The 20,012-nt window shown below is 69.4% G+C and carries 14 protein-coding genes; 5 read left to right on the forward strand and 9 right to left on the reverse strand.

The window, feature by feature from the left end:
- Positions 1 to 2: 2 nt before the first annotated feature.
- Entirely contained in the window at positions 3 to 2,129 is a 2,127-nt protein-coding gene (locus ACZ50N_RS04880; protein WP_464474801.1) for a CHAT domain-containing protein, read from the reverse strand.
- A gap of 121 nt (positions 2,130 to 2,250) precedes the next feature.
- Complete coding sequence (locus ACZ50N_RS04885; protein ID WP_111511017.1) at positions 2,251 to 3,555, reverse strand: DEAD/DEAH box helicase; 1,305 nt, start codon at positions 3,553 to 3,555, stop codon at positions 2,251 to 2,253.
- Positions 3,556 to 3,826: 271 nt separating this feature from the next.
- Between ACZ50N_RS04885 and ACZ50N_RS04890 the strand changes: the two genes are divergently transcribed.
- Positions 3,827 to 4,756: a GGDEF domain-containing protein gene (locus tag ACZ50N_RS04890; protein ID WP_464474802.1), complete on the forward strand. Its 930-nt coding sequence runs from the start codon at positions 3,827 to 3,829 to the stop codon at positions 4,754 to 4,756.
- Between the two features lie 4 nt (positions 4,757 to 4,760).
- Here ACZ50N_RS04890 and speB read toward each other — a convergent pair whose 3' ends face one another.
- Together speB and ACZ50N_RS04900 are read right to left on the reverse strand one after the other, a co-directional pair.
- Entirely contained in the window at positions 4,761 to 5,702 is a 942-nt protein-coding gene (gene speB, locus ACZ50N_RS04895) for an agmatinase (RefSeq protein ID WP_046361035.1), read from the reverse strand.
- Positions 5,703 to 5,705: 3 nt separating this feature from the next.
- Positions 5,706 to 7,223, reverse strand: a complete 1,518-nt coding sequence (locus ACZ50N_RS04900; RefSeq protein WP_464474803.1) for a purine-cytosine permease family protein — start codon at positions 7,221 to 7,223, stop codon at positions 5,706 to 5,708.
- A gap of 172 nt (positions 7,224 to 7,395) precedes the next feature.
- On the opposite strand from ACZ50N_RS04900, the gene ACZ50N_RS04905 reads away from it, so the two are divergent.
- Positions 7,396 to 8,274 carry an Lrp/AsnC family transcriptional regulator gene (locus ACZ50N_RS04905; protein ID WP_464475593.1) on the forward strand — a complete coding sequence of 293 codons (879 nt, stop codon included), beginning with the start codon at positions 7,396 to 7,398 and terminating at the stop codon, positions 8,272 to 8,274.
- Between the two features lie 102 nt (positions 8,275 to 8,376).
- Here ACZ50N_RS04905 and ACZ50N_RS04910 read toward each other — a convergent pair whose 3' ends face one another.
- The 3 genes from ACZ50N_RS04910 to ACZ50N_RS04920 are packed head-to-tail and all read right to left on the reverse strand — an operon-like array spanning position 8,377 to position 12,418.
- A complete protein-coding gene (locus tag ACZ50N_RS04910) occupies positions 8,377 to 9,399 on the reverse strand; it encodes a threonine aldolase family protein (RefSeq protein ID WP_464474804.1) in 1,023 nt (340 codons plus the stop codon).
- A gap of 11 nt (positions 9,400 to 9,410) precedes the next feature.
- Entirely contained in the window at positions 9,411 to 11,753 is a 2,343-nt protein-coding gene (locus ACZ50N_RS04915; RefSeq protein WP_464474805.1) for an AAA family ATPase, read from the reverse strand.
- Positions 11,735 to 12,418 carry a TVP38/TMEM64 family protein gene (locus ACZ50N_RS04920; protein ID WP_048425055.1) on the reverse strand — a complete coding sequence of 228 codons (684 nt, stop codon included), beginning with the start codon at positions 12,416 to 12,418 and terminating at the stop codon, positions 11,735 to 11,737. Before ACZ50N_RS04920 ends, ACZ50N_RS04915 begins: the two co-directional genes overlap by 19 nt.
- A gap of 39 nt (positions 12,419 to 12,457) precedes the next feature.
- On the opposite strand from ACZ50N_RS04920, the gene ACZ50N_RS04925 reads away from it, so the two are divergent.
- From ACZ50N_RS04925 to ACZ50N_RS04935, 3 genes are read left to right on the forward strand one after another with little or no spacing between them, the layout of a single operon-like run.
- A complete protein-coding gene (locus tag ACZ50N_RS04925; protein ID WP_046361038.1) occupies positions 12,458 to 13,084 on the forward strand; it encodes a hypothetical protein in 627 nt (208 codons plus the stop codon).
- Positions 13,084 to 16,212: a helicase HerA domain-containing protein gene (locus ACZ50N_RS04930; RefSeq protein ID WP_464474806.1), complete on the forward strand. Its 3,129-nt coding sequence runs from the start codon at positions 13,084 to 13,086 to the stop codon at positions 16,210 to 16,212. The genes ACZ50N_RS04925 and ACZ50N_RS04930 overlap by 1 nt, the downstream gene beginning before the upstream one ends.
- Positions 16,209 to 17,021 carry a sulfurtransferase gene (locus ACZ50N_RS04935; RefSeq protein WP_464474807.1) on the forward strand — a complete coding sequence of 271 codons (813 nt, stop codon included), beginning with the start codon at positions 16,209 to 16,211 and terminating at the stop codon, positions 17,019 to 17,021. The genes ACZ50N_RS04930 and ACZ50N_RS04935 overlap by 4 nt, the downstream gene beginning before the upstream one ends.
- On the opposite strand, the gene ACZ50N_RS04940 is transcribed toward ACZ50N_RS04935, so the two are convergent.
- Together ACZ50N_RS04940 and ACZ50N_RS04945 are read right to left on the reverse strand one after the other, a co-directional pair.
- Positions 16,992 to 18,374, reverse strand: coding sequence for an APC family permease (locus ACZ50N_RS04940; RefSeq protein ID WP_464474808.1), 1,383 nt, complete (start codon positions 18,372 to 18,374; stop codon positions 16,992 to 16,994). The two genes, ACZ50N_RS04935 and ACZ50N_RS04940, sit on opposite strands and share 30 nt — an antisense overlap.
- Positions 18,371 to 20,011 (reverse strand): amidohydrolase, encoded by a 1,641-nt coding sequence (locus ACZ50N_RS04945; RefSeq protein WP_046361042.1) that lies wholly within the window; start codon positions 20,009 to 20,011, stop codon positions 18,371 to 18,373. The genes ACZ50N_RS04940 and ACZ50N_RS04945 overlap by 4 nt, the downstream gene beginning before the upstream one ends.
- Position 20,012: the final 1 nt, after the last annotated feature.

Consider the following 20,012-nt stretch of genomic DNA (forward strand, 5'->3'; position numbering starts at 1 on the left):
TGTCAGTTCTGGGCCACAGCGACCGGCGGGGTGATCTGGGTGGTGACATCACAGTGCGCGGAGTACAGCAGCCCGAGCGGATTGTTGTTGTGCTGCAGGAACTCCAGGCGCACGTCGCGCAGCGCCTGGCCGATCTGGGCCCCGTCGAGGAGGCGTTCGAGGAACTTCTCCGCCCACTGGATCGCGAACAGCACCGGTGTCGAGCACTCGGTGCCGATGACTCCGCGCGCACCCTTGGACAGGAAGTACGGCACGAAGCCGTCGTAGAAGCGGGGCGAGAGGTCCGCGGATTCGCAGGCGTTGAGCACGATCAGGGGACGACCGGCGAGCGGGATGTCGTCGGGTGCGTCGTTCGTGAGGTCCGCGAGCGTGGCGAAGGTCGAGCGGTCGATCTGCGAGCCCATGATGATGGCCGACTGTTGGGGGTCCGCGTCGTTCGTCTTCGCGTGGCAGTAGAAGTACGTCACCTTGTCGGGAGTGGACTCTGCGGCCAGAGCGCTGACCACCGCGGCGCGATCAGAGCGCGTGACGACGGCGACGTTCTGCCGAGACGCCGCGAGGTCGGCGCATCGCCGTTGATGCTCGGCCACTTGATCGATCGCGGCGTCGCTGACGACCGGATTGATGTTGAGCCCCAGCGTGAGATCAGGCAGGCTGTCGATCTCCGGATCGTCGTCGGCGGGCATTCGCTGAAAAGGCAATAGTTCCACGATGTGTCGCATGCCCAGGAACTTGTCCCAACTCAGCGCGCCGTCGTCGTCGATGTCCCCGAGGTAGAGCATCGACCACGGTACGGGCACCTGGCGCGCCGAGATCTGCACCGTGAGCATCACATTCGGTTCCGCGACGTGCCGGGTCAACCAGTCACCGATCGACCGGAGGTCCTCACCGCCGCCGGCGGGCCGGAACAGTTGACGGTAGAGCAGCCGGCCCGCCCGAGCCAGCCGCTTCAACGCCTGTCGTTCCACATCCTCGGGAATGTCGATGTGCTCCAGGAACATCTGGCTCCCGCCGTACACGTCCTTGACGACGGCCGCCAGTTCGGCGCGGGCGTCGCCGGCCGCCGCGGCGAGCGCGTCGACGGTCAGCGGCATCGGTGCATCGAAGGTGAACGGCCGCATGGCACTGCAGAGGTATCCGTTGCCGTCGGGGCGGATCACCAGGCCGACGTCGCGCGACTTGAGCACCGTCGCCGACGCGGCAGGACGTCCTTCGGTCGTCGCCGTGAACTGGCCCGGAGTCCCGACGGGGCAGTGCAATTGCAGCTGCGTGAGGAAGTTGCCTTCGTAACTCACCGTTGCGGTGAGCGTGGCGACGCCCTCTCGACGGGGTGACACGTCGAAGCGAGCCTTGCCGCGCGACGGACCTGTCCTGGGCAGTTGCAACGGACGTTGGGCCTGCCCCAGGATCTCGAAATCGTCCGACGCGACCTGAACGGTGAGTTCACGGAACGGCTCGTCGGTGTCAGCGAACACCACGATCAGCGGACTCGAGGTGGTCAGCACCTGCTGCACGTTGCTGATGTCGAAAGCCACCGAATACGACGCGCCCACATCGAGAGGGAGGCTCAGGTCGTGGTCCTCGATCTCGGCGTTGACGAAGCGATCGCTGGGCGGTGGCGATTCCGGCGGCGGCGGATCAGCCGCCACGGGCTCCGGGGGTTCCGGGGCGTCGATCTCCTCGCTGATGAGGTCCCGGAAGTCGGCACCGAGCGGCGTGTCGAAGGCGGGGTTCTCGAATACCACGGTATTCGGGACGCCGATCTGTCGCCCGAGCACGGTGAGGTCCATCGGCAGGGGCTGCAGCGCCATCCGTTCGAGGATCTGGAGTTGCGTCGCTACCGACTCCGCACCTGCGCCGGTCGGGTAGCGCGCCGTCAGCTCGCGAACCTGGTCGACCGTGGGCACCACACCGACCGCGGTGACGACGTCGATGAGCGCACGGAGCCGGGCAGCCTCCGTGGCGCCCAGCGGGCCGGACGGCATCCGCGCGAACAACTGGTCGACGAGTGGCCGTGCCTCGTCAGCGGACAAACCGCTCAGCGCGTCGATGTCGGCGGCGCGGACGTGTTCTGGCCAGCCGGCGAGAATGCGCTGTGCGGCTGCCGCTGCTGGTGACTGAGCGCCCACCGGACCCCCCTGTTGACGGTGCGCCTGCAGGAGTCATCGTGCAGACCGCTGACGTGCACGTCAAGAGGGGTGTCACCACGTTTGCGTCGCCGAGCGTGCGTAGGGATACGGCCTACGCGGCTCAGCGCTGGTGCGTGCGGCCCCCGGCACCCGAGGGACGGCGCGAGCGCCGACGCGACGAGCTGGGCGAGCGGCGCGGTGCGCCGGCCGGTGCTGCGGGACGCGACGTCGCGACCACCCGCTCGACCGGGGCCCGGTACGGCGCGACTTCGCCGGCGACCTTCTCCACCGCTTCGGACGTGGCGGTCACCTGCTGGGGGGCCACCTGGATGCCGGCACGACGCAGCAAAGCCTGTGTCTCCCTGCGCTGTTCGGGCAGGACCACCGTCACCACGTCACCGGCGCTGCCGGCGCGCGCGGTGCGGCCGGAGCGGTGCAGGTACGCCTTGTGCTCGGCGGGTGGATCGATGTGCACCACGAGTTCGATGTCGTCGACGTGCACGCCGCGGGCGGCGATGTCGGTGGCCACCAGCACCCGGACCTCACCGGAACTGAATGCGGCCAGGTTGCGATCGCGTGCCGGCTGAGAAAGGTTGCCGTGCAGATCAACTGACGGAATGCCCGCCTCGGTGAGCTGCTTGGCCATCTTGCGGGCGTGATGCTTGGTCCGCATGAACAGGATGCGACGCCCGGTGCCCGAGGCCAGCCGGTGCACCAGATCTTTCTTGTCCTGCGGGCCAGCGACGTGGAAGACGTGGTGCGTCATCGCCGGCACGTGCGATTCCGGGCTGTCGACCGAATGCAGTACCTCGTTGCGCAGGAAGCGCTTCACCAGTTTGTCGACGCCGTTGTCCAGCGTGGCGGAGAACAGCAGCCGCTGCCCGTCGGCCGGGGTGGCGGCGAGGATGCGGGTGACGCCGGGCAGGAAGCCCAGATCGGCCATGTGGTCGGCCTCGTCGATGACGGTGACGGCCACGCTGTCGAGGCTGACCAGCTTCTGCTTCATCAGGTCCTCGAGACGGCCCGGGCAGGCCACGACGATGTCGACACCGGCCTTGAGCGCCACGACCTGGCGGTGCTGTGACACACCTCCGAAAATCGTGGTCACTGTGAGGTCGTGCACAGCGGCCAACGGTGCGAGTGTCGCCGAGATCTGGGTGGCCAATTCACGCGTCGGCGCAAGCACCAGGCCCGACGGACGCGACGGGCGACGCTTGGTGCCGGCCAGCCGGCTGACCAGCGGCAGCGAGAAGGCGAGCGTCTTGCCGCTGCCGGTCTTGCCGCGGCCCAGCACGTCACGGCCGGCCAAGGTGTCGGGCAGCGTTTCCTGCTGGATGGGGAACGGCGCGGAGATGCCGCGCGAGGAGAGCGCGTCGATCAGGGGTTGGGACACACCGAGATCGGCGAAGGTCTTGTCGCTGTTCAACTTTCGAGTGCCTTTCAGGCATTGGTGTGCCGAGCCGGCGCAGTATGGGGCGCGGTCCTCAACACAGGGTGGCGAGAGTGCCGGTGGGCACTATCGATCGCCGTGACACGAGCTGTGTGGGTCCACGGGCCATCGGGCGGGGCGGCCTGGCAACGGTGCCGGCGCCACTGTCGATGACGAGCGTTTCACGACGCATCGGCTGCGAAACGACGCGGCCGACGTGTCACGAGCCTACCGCATGGGACAGGATGGACGAAGAAAGGGGACGGTCATGGACTTCGCCGCGGGTCTGCAGCGCCGCATGCTGCTGGGCTACCTCGGCGTGCTCCTCGTTCTCTACCTGAGCTCCGTCGCCAGCGCGTGGGGCATGAGTTCCGTACGCGGCGAGATCATTTCAGTGGCCCTGTGCGTGGTGGGGCTTGCACTGGCGGCCCGGGCTCCGCTGGGCAGGCTTCGCTACGGGCTGGCGGTGACGTGCCTGTGTGCAGTCCCCGTGGCGGCCATGCTCTTCCACGACGTGGACGCGGCGCAGGTCTGGGCGGTGGTTCCGTTGATGTTCAGCGCGATCTTTGTCCGGGCGTGGCATCGACCTGCCACAGCCCGAGTGGTGGCGACGGCAATCGCCGTCGCGGCAGGTGTGGCGCTGGTGGTGGCGCCCGCCGACGTCCCCGTCCAGTGGTGCGGAATGTTCGCGGTGTGCATCCTCGCCGGGGCCGAGATCGTCGGGGTGCTGCTCGCCGCGCTGTACGACGCGGCGCTGCGCGACCCGCTGACCGGGGCGTGGAACCGCACCGGTCTGGAGCGGCGGGCGTCGGAGTTGATGTCCCGGGCGGCGCGTCGTGCGGAGTCGCTGGCGGTCATCGCACTCGACATCGACGACTTCAAGGTGCTCAACGACAGCGCGGGCCATGCCGCGGGGGATCGGGTGCTGGCGCAGCTCGTGCGGGACTGGAGAGGGCAGCTGCCTGACCAAGCTGTCGTCGGGCGACTGGGCGGCGACGAGTTCGTCGTGGTCGTCGCTGGCCACGATGACACCAGCGCTCTCGCGCTGGCACAGCGGCTGGCCGCCGGCGGCCCGGTCCAGGTCAGCGCCGGGATCGCGGTGGGCCAGCCGCTGGATGCGCGGACCCTGGAGGCCCTGATCGCGCGCGCGGACGGCGACCTCTACCGCGTCAAGCGCGAACGCAAACGCGCCAGCTGAACGCTCAGCCCTGCGCTCCCAGCGCCAGCAGCGACACCAGGTCGTAGGCGACGTGCGCGGCGGCCACGCCAGTCATCTCGGCGTGGTCGTAGGCGGGTGCGACCTCCACCACGTCGGCGCCCACGAGGTTCAGCCCGCGGAACCCGCGCAGGATCTCCAGCAGCTCGCGGCTGGTGATACCGCCGGCTTCCGGCGTGCCGGTGCCCGGTGCGTGGGCGGGATCGAGGACGTCGATGTCGATCGACACGTAGACCGGTCGCGTGCCCACCCGGGTGCGCAGCCGGTCGATGACCTCCCGCACCCCCTGGTAGTACACGTCAGCCGACGTGACGATCCCGAAGCCGAACCGGCGGTCGTCGTCGAGGTCCTTCTTGCCGTACAACGGGCCCCGGGTGCCCACGTGGCACAGCGCCTCGGTGTCGAGGATGCCCTCCTCGACGGCACGCCGGAACGGGGTGCCGTGGGTGTAGGCCGCGCCGAAGTAGGTGTCCCAGGTGTCGAGATGGGCGTCGAAATGCACCAGCGCGACGGGCCCGTGCTTGGCTGCGGCGGCCCTCAGCAGGGGCAGCGCGATGGTGTGGTCGCCGCCGATGGTCACCAGCCTGGTCTCGTCGGCAGTCAGCTGGGCGGCCGCACCCTCGATCGTCTCGATCGCCTCGTCGATGTTGAACGGATTCACCGAGATGTCTCCGGCATCGGCGACCTGCACGAGCTCGAACGGGGACACGTCCATCGCCGGGTGGTAGGGCCGCAGGAGACGCGACGCCTCACGCACGTAGGTGGGGCCGAACCGGGCGCCGGGGCGGTAGGACACCCCGGAGTCGAACGGCACACCGGCGACGACGATGTCGGCGCACGTCACCTGGTCGAGCCGAGGCACTTTCGCGAACGTCGCCGGCCCGGCATAGCGGGGGGTGACAGACGCATCGACGGGTCCGACAGGCATGATTCAGTCCTCCGAGACGATAGGGGTGTTGGCGGCCGGCCCGGCGGGCACGAGCCGGGGGCCCTGTGGGCCGAAAACGTCTGCGGGTTCTGGAAACAGCCGCAGCGCAAGCGGATACATGACTGCTGCCAGCCCGAGGCCGACGGGGATGCTCAGATCGATCCCGGCGGCGAGATCTCCCAGCGGGCCGACGAACTGGCCGGGCGAATTGACGAAGCAGATCGACAGCGCCGCCGCGACCAGCCAGGCGCCGAGTCCACGCCAGTTCCAACCGTGGCTGAACCAGTAGCGGCCGCCGCGCTGACGCCGGTTGAACACCTGCAGCGCATCCGAGTCGTACCACCCGCGACGGGTGAACCAGCCCAACATCATCACCACCATCCACGGCGCCGTACACGTGACGATCAGCACCGCGAACGCCGAGATGCTCTGCACCACGTTGAACGCGAAGCGTCCGACGAAGATGAACACGATCGCCAGCGTTCCGATGAACACGGTGGCCTGTACCCGGCTGAAGCGCGGGAACACGCTCGAGAAGTCCAGCCCCGTCCCGTAGAGCGCGGTGGTGCCCGTCGACATGCCGCCGATCAACGCGATCAGACACACAGGGACGAAGTACCACCCCGGGGACACCGCCAGCAGACCGCCGACATAGTCACCGCCATCGATGAATTCGGGTGCGGTGGTGGCGACGACGGTCGCGGTGACGAGTCCGAAGAGGAACGGCACCAGGGTGGCGAGTTGCGCGCCGAACGCAGCGAGCATCGGCTGCCACGAGGGGGTGTCGCGCGGGATGTAGCGGGCCCAGTCGCCCAGGAACGCGCCGAAGCTCACCGGGTTCGACATCACGATCAACGCCGCGCCGACGAACGACGGCCAGTACAGCGGATCGCCCGCGGTCACCGTGCCGGCGTAGCCCGCATCGAAGGTGCCACCGAAGGCGAAGATGCCCGCCAGGAACAGCACGGTGGCGGCGATGACGGCGATCTTGTTGACCAGCAACATGAATCGGAACCCGTAGATGCACACGACCAGGACCAGGAGCGCGAACACGCCATATGCGACACCGACGGCGATGTCGTTGTCCGGTAGTCCGATCGCGCGGTGGGCGCCGCCGACGAGCACGTCTCCCGATGTCCACACCGAGATCGAGAAGAACGCCACCGCCGTCAGCAGCGACAGGAACGAGCCGACGACGCGGCCGTGCACGCCCAGGTGGGCCGACGACGACACCGCGTTGTTGGTGCCGTTGCGCGGCCCGAACAGCGACATCGGCGCGAGGATCGCCGCGCCCAGCAGCAGCCCCGCCAGGGTCGCGAGCAGGGCGTCGCGGAACGACAGCCCGAAGATGATCGGGAAGGTGCCCAGCACCACGGTGGCGATGGTGTTGGCGCCGCCGAAGATCAGCCGAAACAGATCGAGCGGACCGGCGGTGCGTTCGTCATCGGGAATGGGCTCGACGCCGCGGACCTCGACCTCGGTGGCCTTCGGTGGAGCGGCGCGACCGGTGGCGGAGGTCACCGCAACAACGCTAGAACCGGCCGCGCCGGTCCGCAATCGCATCGCTCACGTGGTCCCGCGCAGGCGTCGTGAAATGCCGCTGTGAAGGGTCAGAACCGTCGTTTGATGGCACAATCGGGCGATCACAGCGCACCATGTGCGCACGGGGTGAGGCGGAAAAATCTTGGACGAGGTGGACGGTGCGATCGTCGGTTTGCTCGAACACGACGGCCGATTGACGCATCACGAGATCGCCGCGGCCGTCGGTCTGTCCCGTTCAGCAGCGGCCACGCGGGTGCACCGATTGCTCAGTTCGAGGCAGGTCGTCGTGCGCGGCGTCGTCCATCCCGCGGTGCTCGGCCGTGGCGCGCTGGCGCACCTCGGCATCGTCGTGGCGGGCCGGTCCGCGCCGATTGCGCGGACGCTGGCCATGCGCAGCGATGTGGCTTTCCTGTCGTTGACCAGCGGGGCCCACGGGATCGTCGCTGAACTTCGGGCCCGTTCGATGGCCGAGATCGATCGCGCCATCGGCGAGGTGCGCGGTCTGCCCGACGTCGTCGGCGTGGACACGCTGTCGTATGTCGAGGTGATACGTGACGTCATCGGTCCGGTCGGAGAGGTCGGCGTGACGATCGACGACACGGACCGCCGGTTGCTGCGCGCGCTGCAGGACGACGGGCGTGCGTCGTACGTCGATTTGGCTGCCGCGGTCGGGCTTTCGGCGGCCGGCGCCCGACGGCGGGTGGTGCGGCTGGTGGCCAACAACGTGGTGCGTGTCGGTGCGGTGGTGCGTCATTCGGGCCAGGACCGCCAAAGCGCGTTGGGTCTGGGGATACGGCTGGCCGGTCCGGCCGAGCCGGTGATCGCCGCGTTTCGTGCGATGCCTGCGGCGATCTTCGTCGCGCGGGTGGTCGGTCGATGCGATGTGCTCGCGACGGTGCGGGCGTTCTCGGCCGCTCAGCTGGTCGATGTCGTCGACGAGATCCGGGGGCTGCCGGGGGTCACCGCCGTCGAGAGCTGGGTGCACCTCGACGTCGTCAAGGAGAACTACGCGTCGGGCTTTCCGGAGTGAGAATGGTCGTGGACCACCCTCAGCGACAGTGTCGGTGATTGATGAGGTGGGCTCGGTATCCGCCGACAAAGTCGCTCGGGGTGGGCCGGCGGGAAGGTTGCTTCAGCCCAGCGTCGCCAGCACGTCGTCGACCTCGTCCTGCGTCGTCGCCCATGAACACACCAGCCGCCAGACCGGCTCCCCGTGATCAGGCTGGTGCACCTGATAGGACTGCGACAGCCGTTCGATCGCTAGGGGATCGAGCCGCACGAACACCTCGTTCGCCTCGACCGGCGAGGCCAAGCTGAAGCCGAGCCCCTCGAGCCCCCGACCGAGCGCACTCGCCATCGAATTGGCATGCCCGGCACCACGCAGCCACAGATCGTCGGACAGCAGCGCCAGGAACTGTGCCGCCACATACCGGTGCTTACTGGCCAGATGGCCGATCTGCTTCTGCACGAAGCCGATGCCGGGGAAGTGCTCGGGTCTGCGCACCAGGATCGCGTCGCCGAACATCAAGCCGTTCTTGGTCCCGCCGACCGTCACGATGTCCGCGTCGCCGACCGCGTCGATCGGCGCGACCTGCTGCGCGGCAACAGCATTGGCCACCCGCGCCCCGTCGACGTGCACCAGAAGGCCGAGATCGTGCGCGTGATCGACGAACTCCTTGATGACGGGCGCCGACCAGACGCGGCCGTTCTCGGTGGACTGTGTGATCGTCACGATGCGTGGCTGCGAATGATGCACCGGATCGCGGCTGCTCACCCGGCGATCCAACTCGTCGATCCCGATGATGCCGTCCGCGCTGGGCAGCCACGTCAACTGCGCGCCGGAGAGCCGCACCGGGCCGCCCGCCTCATCGATCAGCACGTGCGCGATGTCGCTGCAGAGGATCTCGTGCCACGGCTGCACCGCCGACGAGAGCGCGATGATGTTCGCCGCGGTGCCTGTGTAGGCGTAGAGGACCTCGGCATCGGGCGAGTCGAACGCCTCCCGCAGCGCGGCGGCCGCCTGCGCGGTGATGTCATCGTCGCCGTACGACGGCACCGGCCCGGTGTTGGCGCGGGTCAGCGCCTCCAGGACGGCCGGGTGCGCGGGTGCGGCGTTGTCGGACGCGAAAGCGGCGGAAACAGGCACGCTCGCCATTGTGCCCCCGGTCAACGGGTGGCGAGCCAGGCGAAGAACTCCTGGGCATGGAACACCGGCTTGCCGTACTCGGCGGCCTTGCGCGCCTTGCCCGACTGCGTACCGGCCTCCGCCGTGACGAGCACGTCGCACCGCGTCTTCGACACCGTCTTCACCGGCACCAGCCCCGCGTCCTCGGCCAACGCCTCCATCTCCGGACGCTCCACGATGCGACCCGCCGGATCCTGTGCGGTCCCGGTAAAGCAGATCCGCGCCCCGGCTGCGAGCACGGCGCCGATGTCGGGTTCGTCGGCGCCCTCCGCGATGTCCGCGACGAGGTCGACGCCGAGAAGCTCCGAGGCGACCCGTAGCCGGGCGCGGACGTCGGCCGGCAGGCGAACCTCCGACGCCGCGCGGCGCAACTGATCGGCCACCGTCTGCCGCGCGGCCGGGGCCCACGTGGATGCCGCACCCGGCCCCGGCTGCCCGCCCAGCAGCACCGTCCCAACGTCCCGGCTGATCCGCAACAGCGCCGACAACCCCGGCAGATGCTCGGCCGCCGGCGTCGGCGCCGCCGCATCCCTGCTGACCAGCAGCCCCGCCGACTCGACCGCATCGGGCTCGTCGAACGCCGTCGCCCCCTTCGTGCTCGCCGCATCCCGGCGAGCCGCCAGCGCCGCCTCCGCCCGTTCCAGCGCGGTGCGTCCCGTGACGCGCGTGCCCCGCACCTCGATTCCGAGCGGCATCGCGGTGACGTAGCCGAGACGCTTGAGCTCGAAATCGACCAGCCCCAGCTGCTCGTCGACCCCCGAACCGACCGGGGTGAACCCGGCGAGCATCGGAGCGATCACCGCCCACGCCTGCCGCAGCGTCGGCGCCAGCAGCACATCCGACACCGTGATGCCGTACGCCGACCGCGCATCGGCGAGATCGCGCTGCGGGTTGATCAGCGTCGACACCGCGGTGCCGTCGTCGAACGCGACCGCGAGCTCCACCGGCCGCGGTCGCGACATCCGGCCCTCGTCACCCACCGTCAGCATCCCGAACGCGCAGAACCGGCGCGGCCCTGCGCTATCGTCGCCGCCCCGGAGAAACCGCGCGATCCGCCGATCGGTCTTCAGATCCTTGGGCAGCACAGGCCTTTTCAGCACCAGCCCGGCCAACGACGTGCAGCGGCTCAGCGCCACGTACAGCTGCCCGGTGGAGAACATGCCGCCGGTCAGATCGACGACCACCCGGTCCAGTGTCTGACCCTGACTCTTGTGGATCGTGATCGCCCACGCCAGCTTGAACGGCAGCTGCGTGTAGGACCCGATCACCTCACGGCTCAGCGATCCACCGTCGAGCACCGGCCGGGTGGCCTCCCAACTGAACGGTGCGACGTCAGCGCACGAGCCGTCCGGGAACTCGACCTCGACCACGGCGCCGTAGCGGTCGTACCCGACCCCGACCACACGGCCGATGCTGCCATTGACCCAGCGATTGCCCTGGTCGTTGTTCAGCATCATGATCTGGGCGCCGACCTTGAAGCGCAGCGTCTCCTCGACGGGTGGGTCGAACAGGCTCAGATCGCCGGAAATCCTTGCCTGATGAACGAATTCGTAACCAGGAAGGCGCTCGAGCTGCTGGCGGTTACGGGCGGTCACCAGACGGTTGGTGGGCGCCAGCGTCAGCCAGAACTCGTCGTCGGGCGGTACGAAGTCCTTGTCGGCGCGGGCGTTCAGCTGATCCTGGGCGTGTCCGAGGAGCACACCCTCGCGAATCTCGTTCAGGATGGCCGTCATCCGGTCGTCGCCGAGCTGACGGAAGACCGTGGTCAGCGAGACGGTCGGGAAGTCGTCGCGACGGAACGAGTGCGCGGAGAAGAAGTAGGGCGTCTCGTAGGTGCTCTCGAAGAAGCCGGTCTCGTGTTCGGTGACCACCGGCGGCAGCTGATACAGGTCACCGACGAGCACGATCTGCACGCCGCCGAACGGCGTGCCCGGCGCAGGACCGAACCGGGACAGCGCCGCGGCGATCATGTCGAAGACATCGGCACGCACCATCGACGCCTCGTCGATGATCAACGTCTGCAACGAGGCCAGCGTCTTGGTGAAACGGCCGGGCCGGTAGTCGCCACCGCGCACGTCGGCCAGCGTCGTCGTCGCCCGGAACCCGAACAGCCGGTGGATGGTGTAGCCGTCGACGTTCAGCGCGGCGATCCCCGTCGGTGCCACCACCACGACGCTGCGATCGGTGTCGGCCAGGAAGCGGCGGATCAGCGTCGACTTACCGGTGCCGGCCTTACCGGTGAGGAACACGTGCCCGCCGTCGGCGAGCCGGTCGAGCGCGTGGCGGAACTCGTCGGTCAGGACGATCACGGCTTGGACCGCCACGCCCGCCACCCACGATGGGCGGCATACGCTCCGGCGCCTGCCGTCAGGCACCACACCACGATCGCCGCGATCAGCAGCGGCGCCGAGAACGAGCCGAGCGTCGAGCCCAGCGCCGTGTAGGCGAACGCCTTGGGCGCCGAACCGATCACCGCGCCGGCCGCCATCTGCCACACCGGGACTCCGAAGGCGCCGAACGTGTAGGACGCCAGCGCGTCGTTGATGCCCGGCACGAAGCGCTGCCCGACCACGGCCCACAGTCCGCCGCGGCGGATCAGCGCGTCCACCCGCGCCGAGCGTTCGGGCCCCAGCAGCGCGTGGGCACTGTCCCGGCCGGCGCGCCGCCCCGCCACCGACGTCAACACCGCCGAGCCGACAGTGGCACCCAACGTGACGAACGTGCCCAGCACCGGGCCGAACAGGAAACCACTGCCGCCGGCCAACAGCGGCCCGGGCACCAGCACCGCGCCCAGGACCGAGGACACCGCGACGTAGACCAGCGGCGCCAGCGGGCCGGCCGACTCGATGAACGTGCGTACCTCGGCGACGTCGATGACCTGGCGTATCGCGGTCAGGTAGAACAGCACGCCCAAGACCGCGACGAACAGCGCGAGCCGCACGATGTGGCGGCGTCGCGACGTCTCCGGGGTGCCTTCGGGGTCAACCATGCCGAGAGCCATCCTGCCGTAGCCCGTTAAGTTGGCAGGGTGACTGCAACGCCGGGGGAGCTGACGGGCACCGAACGCGCAGTGCTGCTGGTACTGATGGCGCGGGCCCGGCCCGTGCCGAACTCCGAGCTGGCGGCCCTGGGCCCCGCGCTGGACAAACCGGGCCGCGAGAAATTGAACCGGTTGGGGTTGATCGATTCCGAGCGTGTCGGCAACCGGTACGTCCACGAGCTGACCGACCGGGGCTGGCGACTGTGCCGCGAACTGCTCGACGCGCCGCCACCAGCGCGGGCCACCGGACCGGCGAAGGCGCTGCAGACGATCCTCGCAGGGTTGGGACGCTACCTCGAGACCGCGCACCTGAGCCTGGCCGACGTGTTCGGCGAGACGGCGGCGCCCCCGGATACGCCCAGCGTCGAGGACCGTATCCGCGCGGTCTATACCGAGTTGGCGCCACGGCCGGGTGGCTGGGTGCCGCTGCGCCGGCTGCGCGCCGAGCTCGACGCGCCACGCGACGCCGTCGACGCCGCGCTGGCCACGCTGCATCGCACCCCGGGGGTGAGCGTGATCCCCGAGGAGAACCAGAAACAGCTGACCGACGAGGACCGCGCCGCCGCCGTGCTCATCGGTGACCGCCCCAAACACCTGATCGCGATCGAGGCCTGATGGACGTTTCGCAGCGGGAAGCGCTGACCGCGCTGCGCCTCACCTGGGCGCCGACCAGCGACGACCTGTGGCGCCCTCAGGCCGCCACCCATGTCAGCGGGCTCAACGACGCCGCGGTCGACGACGTGACGGCGGCCTTCGGCGACGCCCGGGCAGACCCCGAATCCAGCCCTCTGGGCGTGGTGATCCGCGGACCCGCCGGCTCCGGCAAGACCCATCTGCTGGGCCAGATCCGGGAACGCGTGCAGGCCGACGGCGGCTTCTTCTTCGTCGTCGAACTGCTCGATGCGGCCAGCTTCTGGGAATCGGTGCGCAGCGGCGTGCTGGAGAGCCTGGGCAGGCCAGGGCATCGGCTGGAGACCCAGCTCAAGGACGTGCTGTGGGAGCTGGCATCGCTGGCGCACGTCTCGCGCGCGGACCGGCGCGCGCTGGTCGGTGACGACGACCTGGACGCCGAGACACTGTACCGCTTCGTGATGGCGCTGGCCAAGCAGCCGTCGGCGAAAGAGACGGTGCGGCAATGCCATCAGGCGCTGCGCGCACTGGTGCTGGTGGCGTCCAACGACTTCATGGCCCACGACGTCGGCGAAGGCTTCCTGCAGGGCAGTGAGGAATTCACCGCCGAGGAGCGCGGCCCCTGGGGACTGCGGGCGGCGCCGGGCTCGGCCCAGGAGTGCGTGCGCGACATCGCTCGGCTGGTGGCGCTGGCGGGCCCGGCGGTGCTGGCCGTCGACCAGATCGACACGCTGATCGCGCAATCATTAGCCGCCACAGGCCAATCCGCCTCCGACGACCACGGGGACGATCGGGTGCTCGAACAGGTCGCCCACGGGTTGATGGCGGTGCGGCAGACCATGCGGCGCACCGTGCCGGTCGTGGCGTGCCTGCCCGCGGTGTGGGAGCACATCCGGGACACCGCGACAGCCAGTGTGGCCGACCGCTTCCGGGTCACCGGCGTGCTCACGCCGCTACCCACCGCCGACATCGGGCGCGCGATCCTCGAGCGTCGCTTCACCACGAGCTACCGCGCGGTCGGGTTCACGCCGCCGTACCCCAGCTGGCCGATCGCGCCCGAGGCCTTCGACGAGGCGCCGTCCTACACGCCGCGGCAGCTGCTGATCCGCGCCGACACCCACGTCCGCGAATGCCTCAAGCACGGCGACGTCGTCGAACTGCACCACCTGGCGGGCGATGACGTTACGTGGGAACATTTGCCGGACAACGACTCCGGTCAGGAGTCTGCAGTCCTCGATCGGCGCTTCGCCGAATACCGCAGGCGCGCGGTGCCCGCGGCGGCGATCGCGTCCGACGGTGAGGACATCACGATGCCAGAGCTGCTCGGCGCCGCGCTGACCGCGTGGATCGCCGAGCGCGACGGCGAGCAGACCTTCGCCTGCGACCCGCCGCCCGGCACGCATGTCACGCTGCACGCCCGGCTGCGCGAGACACTGGACAGCGCCACCGAGGACGAACGGCACTGGGCGTTTCGCGCCGTCGCGGCCGACAACGCCAGCGCCGCGCTGAGTCGGGTCCGAAAAGCCATCACCGCAGCAGGTTTCGGACCGGGGGCGGGCCGGCGCCAGCTGTACCTGATCCGCAACACGCCGTGGCCCACCGGGAAGAAGACCGCCGAAGAGATCGCGGCGTTCCACGCATGGGGCGGCGCGACCGTGCCGGTGTCCGAGGACGATGTGCGCACGATGGCCGCACTGCGGGACCTGTTCGCCGAGGACGACCCCGGGCTGGCGGCGTGGCTCCAGACGCGCCGACCTGCGCACCGGATGACGCTGCTCGCGGAAACCCTCGGCGACGGTGTGGTTGAAGACGGGCCCGAATTCGCTTCGGACAGTGATGTTGTGGCCGAGCCGGCGGACGAGGCACCGGGTGCCGACGTCCCCGACGACGAGGTGCCGCTCGGTCGCGACCTGCACAGCGGAGAACCTGTGACGATCCCGATGTCGGCGCTGCGCAAGCACGTCGCGATCTTCGCCGGATCGGGCTCGGGCAAGACGGTCCTGATCCGGCGGCTGGTCGAGGAGTGCGCGCTACGCGGCGTGTCCTCGATCGTGCTGGACCCCAACAACGATCTCTCCCGGCTCGGGACCGAATGGCCCCAGAAGCCCGACGGCTGGCAGCGCGCCGACGACGACCGCGCCGAGGACTACCTGCGCTCCACCGAGGTCACGGTCTGGACGCCGAGACGCACCAACGGCCGCCCGCTGTCCTTCCAACCGCTGCCCGACTTCGCCAGCGTCGTCGACGACCACGACGAGTTCTACGAAGCCGTCGAAGCGGCGTGCTCGGCGCTGGAACCTCAAGCACTGATCACCGGCAAGACGCAGAAGGCCACCCGCGCGCGAGCGGTGCTGCGAGAAGCGTTGCAGCACTACGGCAGGACGGCCGAGCCGACGCTGGCCGGGTTCGTCCGGTTGCTGGCCGACCTGCCCGAGGACGTCAGCAACATGGCCGACGCACACGAGATCGCCGGCGACCTCTCCGAGAATCTGCGTGCCGCGATGGTCAACGACCCGCTGTTCGGCGGCGCGGGTACCCCCGTCGACCCCGGGGTTCTGCTGACCCCCTCGGACGGCTACCGCGCGCGGGTGTCGGTGATCAGCATGATCGGGCTGCCGTCCGACGAGCAGCGGCAGAGCTTCGTCAACCAACTGCAGATGGCGCTGTTCGCGTGGATCAAACGCAACCCCGCCGGGGACCGGCCGCTGGGCGGTCTGCTCGTCATGGACGAGGCGCAGAACTTCGCTCCCGCACGGGGTTTCACCGCGTGCACGCGCAGCACGCTGGCTCTCTCGTCGCAGGCCCGCAAGTACGGTCTGGGGCTGGTGTTCGCCACGCAGGCGCCGAAGGGGCTCAACCTGAACATCCCCGGCAACGCGGCCACGCAGTTCTACGGGCTGCTCAACGCGCCGGCGCAGATCGAGACGGCCCGCGAAATGGCCAGAGCCAAGGGCGGACTCGTCGACGACATCAGCCGGCTGCGGGCAGGCAATTTCTACGTGGCCACCGAGGGGGAGTCGTTCCACCGCGTCGTCGAACCGTGGTGCCTGTCGTTCCACCCGTCGAGCCCGCCGTCGGCCGACGAGGTGCTGGCGCTGGCGGCGCAGCGATGAGCCAGGTCTTCATCACCGCCGACGAACTGGCCGGGATGCTCGAGCGCGCCGAACCCGTGACGCTGCTCGACGTCCGGTGGTCGCTGCCCGAACCGGATGGGACCGCGGCCTATCAGCGGGGGCATCTGCCGGGCGCGGTGTACGTGTCCCTCGACGAGGAACTGTCCGACCACAGCGTCGCCGGCCGCGGCAGGCACCCGCTGCCGTCAGGTGCCTCGGTGCAGGCGGCTGCGCGCCGCTGGGGCGTGCGGACCGGAGTTCCGGTGGTGGTCTACGACGACTGGAACCGCGCCGGCTCGGCGCGGGCCTGGTGGGTGCTGACGGCGGCGGGCATCCCGGACGTCCGCATTCTCGACGGCGGTCTGGCCGCCTGGCGTGGCGAACTGCGTTCGGGCACAGAGTCCGTCGAGCCCGGCGACGTCACAGTGGCCCACGACGACCTGTACACCGGTGCGCTGCCGACGGTGACGGCCGACGAGGCGACCGCGGCATCGGTACTGATCGATGCCCGCGCCCCCGAACGCTTCCGCGGCGACACCGAACCCGTCGACCCGGTGGCCGGTCACATCCCCGGCGCGCGAAACATTCCCAGTACCAGCCTGCTCGGCGAGGACGGGACGCTACGCGACGACCTGACCTCACAGTTCGGCTCCGTCGGTGCACAGCCCGCGGTGTACTGCGGCTCCGGGGTCACCGCGGCCGTCGTCGTCGCCGCCCTCGCCTCGACCGGAGTGGCGGCCGCGCTGTTCCCCGGCTCGTGGTCGCAGTACAGCGCGGAGTCAGCGCGCCCGGTCGCTCTCGGTGAGTGATGCCGTCTCGTCCAGATCCAGCACCGGGGTGGGCCGCTGGAAGCCTCGCGTGACCACAGCGAGCCAGACGACACCGACGGCCAGCCAGATCAACCCGATGGTCAGGGCCTCCCCGGACAGGCTCGTCCACAGCCACACCGTCAGCAGGAAACCGATGCCGGGCAGCACCACGTTGAGCACGACGTTGCGCTGGCGCTGATCGACGAAGTAGTGCTTGATCACCGACAGGTTGACCACCGAGAACGCCACCAGCGCGCCGAAGCTGACCACCGACGCCAGGATCGCGAGATCGATCACCAGCGCCAGCAGCGAGATGACGCTGACCGTGATGATCGCGTACACCGGGGTGCTGAACTTCAGCGAGACATGTCCGAACACCTTGCGCGGCAGGATGCCGTCGCGGCCCATCGCGAACAGGATGCGCGCGACCGACGCCTGCGAGGTCAGCGCCGAGCCGAGCGCACCGGCGACGTAGGCGGCGGTGAAGAACACGTTGGCGAACGACCCGCCCGCGGCGATCATCACGTCGGTCGAGCCGGTATCGACGGATTCGAACTGGTTGGACGGGAACACCAGCTGCGACACGTACGACAGCACGATGAAGATGATGCCCGAGACGACCGTGGCGATCATGATCGCCTGCGGCACGGTGCGTTTGGCGTCACGGGCTTCTTCGGACAGCGTCGACACGGCGTCGAAACCCAGGAACGACAGGCACAGGATCGCGGCGCCGGCCAGGACCGGGCTCATGCCGCCCGCGCTGCCGTCGCCGGTGAAGGGTGCCATCAGATCGACGGTGCCGTAGCCGGAGATCTTCGACAGCGCCAGCGCGATGAACACCACGATGAAAATCGCCTGGATCGCGATGATCAAGAAGTTGGCCCGCGCGACCGACACGATGCCGACGATGTTGAGCACGGTGACGATCGCGATGGAGACGAGCACGATCACCCACGCGGGAAGTGCGGGGACGGCGGCGTTCAGATACAGCCCGATCACCAGGTAGTTCAGCATCGGCAGGAACAGGTAATCGAGCAGCAGCGACCAACCGGCGAGGAAGCCGACCGGAGCGCCGAAGGTCCTCTGCGTGTACGTGTAGGCAGAACCGGCGACGGGGATCGCGCCGGCCATCCGGGCGTACGACAGCGCCGTGAACACCATCGCGATGGTGGTCACCACGTACGACGTCGGCACCCGGCCGCCGGAGGTCTCGGTGACGATTCCGTAGGTGGTGAACACCGTCAGCGGCACCATGTACACGAGACCGAACAGCACCAGCGACGGCAGGCCCAGTGCTCGTTTCAGATGACCCTCATGGGGGTCGGCGAGGAACGCGCCCGAATCTGTGCTCATGTCAGCTCTCTTTCGTTCTCGGCGCGGTAGGCCGGTGCGCCGCGCAGGTAGGTGGCGCGGACACCGACACCGGGGAGATCCAGCGGCGGCACGGCCCGTGGGTCGCGATCCAGCCATACCAGGTCGGCGCTGGCCGCCGGGGCGATAACGCCCCAATCGTTATCGGCGAACGCCTGATTCGCAACGCCGGCGGTATACGCCGACAGCGCCCGCTCCACCGGCAGGATCTCGTGTGGCGTCCAGCCGCCCTCCGGCTCACCCCCGGAGGTGCGTCGCGATGTGGCGACGGCGATGCCGTCCAGCGGCGCGCCGGAGGACACCGGCCAGTCCGAGCCGAAACCCAGCGGTGCGCCTGAGGTGTCCAGCGTGCGGATCGGGTACTGGCGGTCCGCACGTTCGGTGCCCAACCGTGGCACCGTGAGGACCGTCATCAGCGCGTCCAGCTGTGCCCACAGCGGCTGCATGTTCGGGATCACCCCGAGTGCGGCGAACCGGGCCAGATCGGCATCGTCGATAAGCTGGCAATGAGCGATCACCGGCCGTCGATCACGCGGGCCATTCTGTGCCACAACGTGTTCGATGGCATCGAGTGCCTGCCGCACCGCCGCATCGCCGATCGCGTGGATGTGGATCTGCAGACCGAGCTCGTCGGCGCGGCGGGCGGCCTCGGCCAGCGAGTCGCCCTCCCAGTTCCGCATTCCGCGGTTCTCGTGGGAGTGCAGGCCCGAGCAGTACGGCTGCAGCAGAGCGCCCGTCTCGTTCTCCACCACTCCGTCGGCGAAGAACTTCACGGTGTTGGCGGTGAGCAACGGGTTCGCGGCCTCGGCGACCATGCGCTGCTGCTCGGCGAACTGGGCGACCTGGCTGTCGAAGTGGCGAGGATCGCCGTAGAGCGCGAGGTTGAACCGCATCCGCAGGGCGCCGCGGCGGGCCGCCTCGACATAGGTCGCGACATCAGCCGGCTCGACCCAGGCGTCCTGCACCCACGTCACACCGCGGGCGAGGTAGTAGTCCGCGGCGGTGCCGAGCGCCCCGATGCGGAGCTCCTCGTCGCGGGCGGGCATCACGTTCATCACGAGATCCGTTGCGCCCCATTCGCGCAGCGTCCCGAGCACGGATCCGTCCTCGCGGTGCGGGATCTCGCCGAGCACCGGGTCGGGGGTGTCGGCGGTGATACCCGCGCGTTGCAGGGCGGCGCTGTTGCACCACACCGTGTGGTAATCCCATGCGCGCAGCACCACTGGCCGATCCGGCACAGCCGCGTCGAGCCACCGCGCATCGAACAACCCACCGGGGGCGAGGCTGCCGTCATAGGAGGCGCCGACGATCCACTCCTCGTCGGGATTGTCCTCGGCGTACTGCTTGACGGCGAGCACGATCTCGTCGACCGAGGTGCACGGCCGCACGGCAGGTCCGACCGCTTCCAGGCCGCCGTAGAGCGGATGGGCGTGCCCGTCGCCGAAGGACGGCATCAGGAAGCCACCCTCGAGATCGACCGTCTCCGCCTCGGCCGCGCGGGCTCTCGCGTCGTCGCCGAGGGCGGCGACGACGCCGTCGACGACGAGGACGGCGTCGGTCTCCTGAGGGGCATGGCCGCCCGTCCACACCGTGCCGCCGGTGAACAGTGTCGCGCTCACG

Source organism: Mycolicibacterium obuense, from assembly GCF_055397605.1.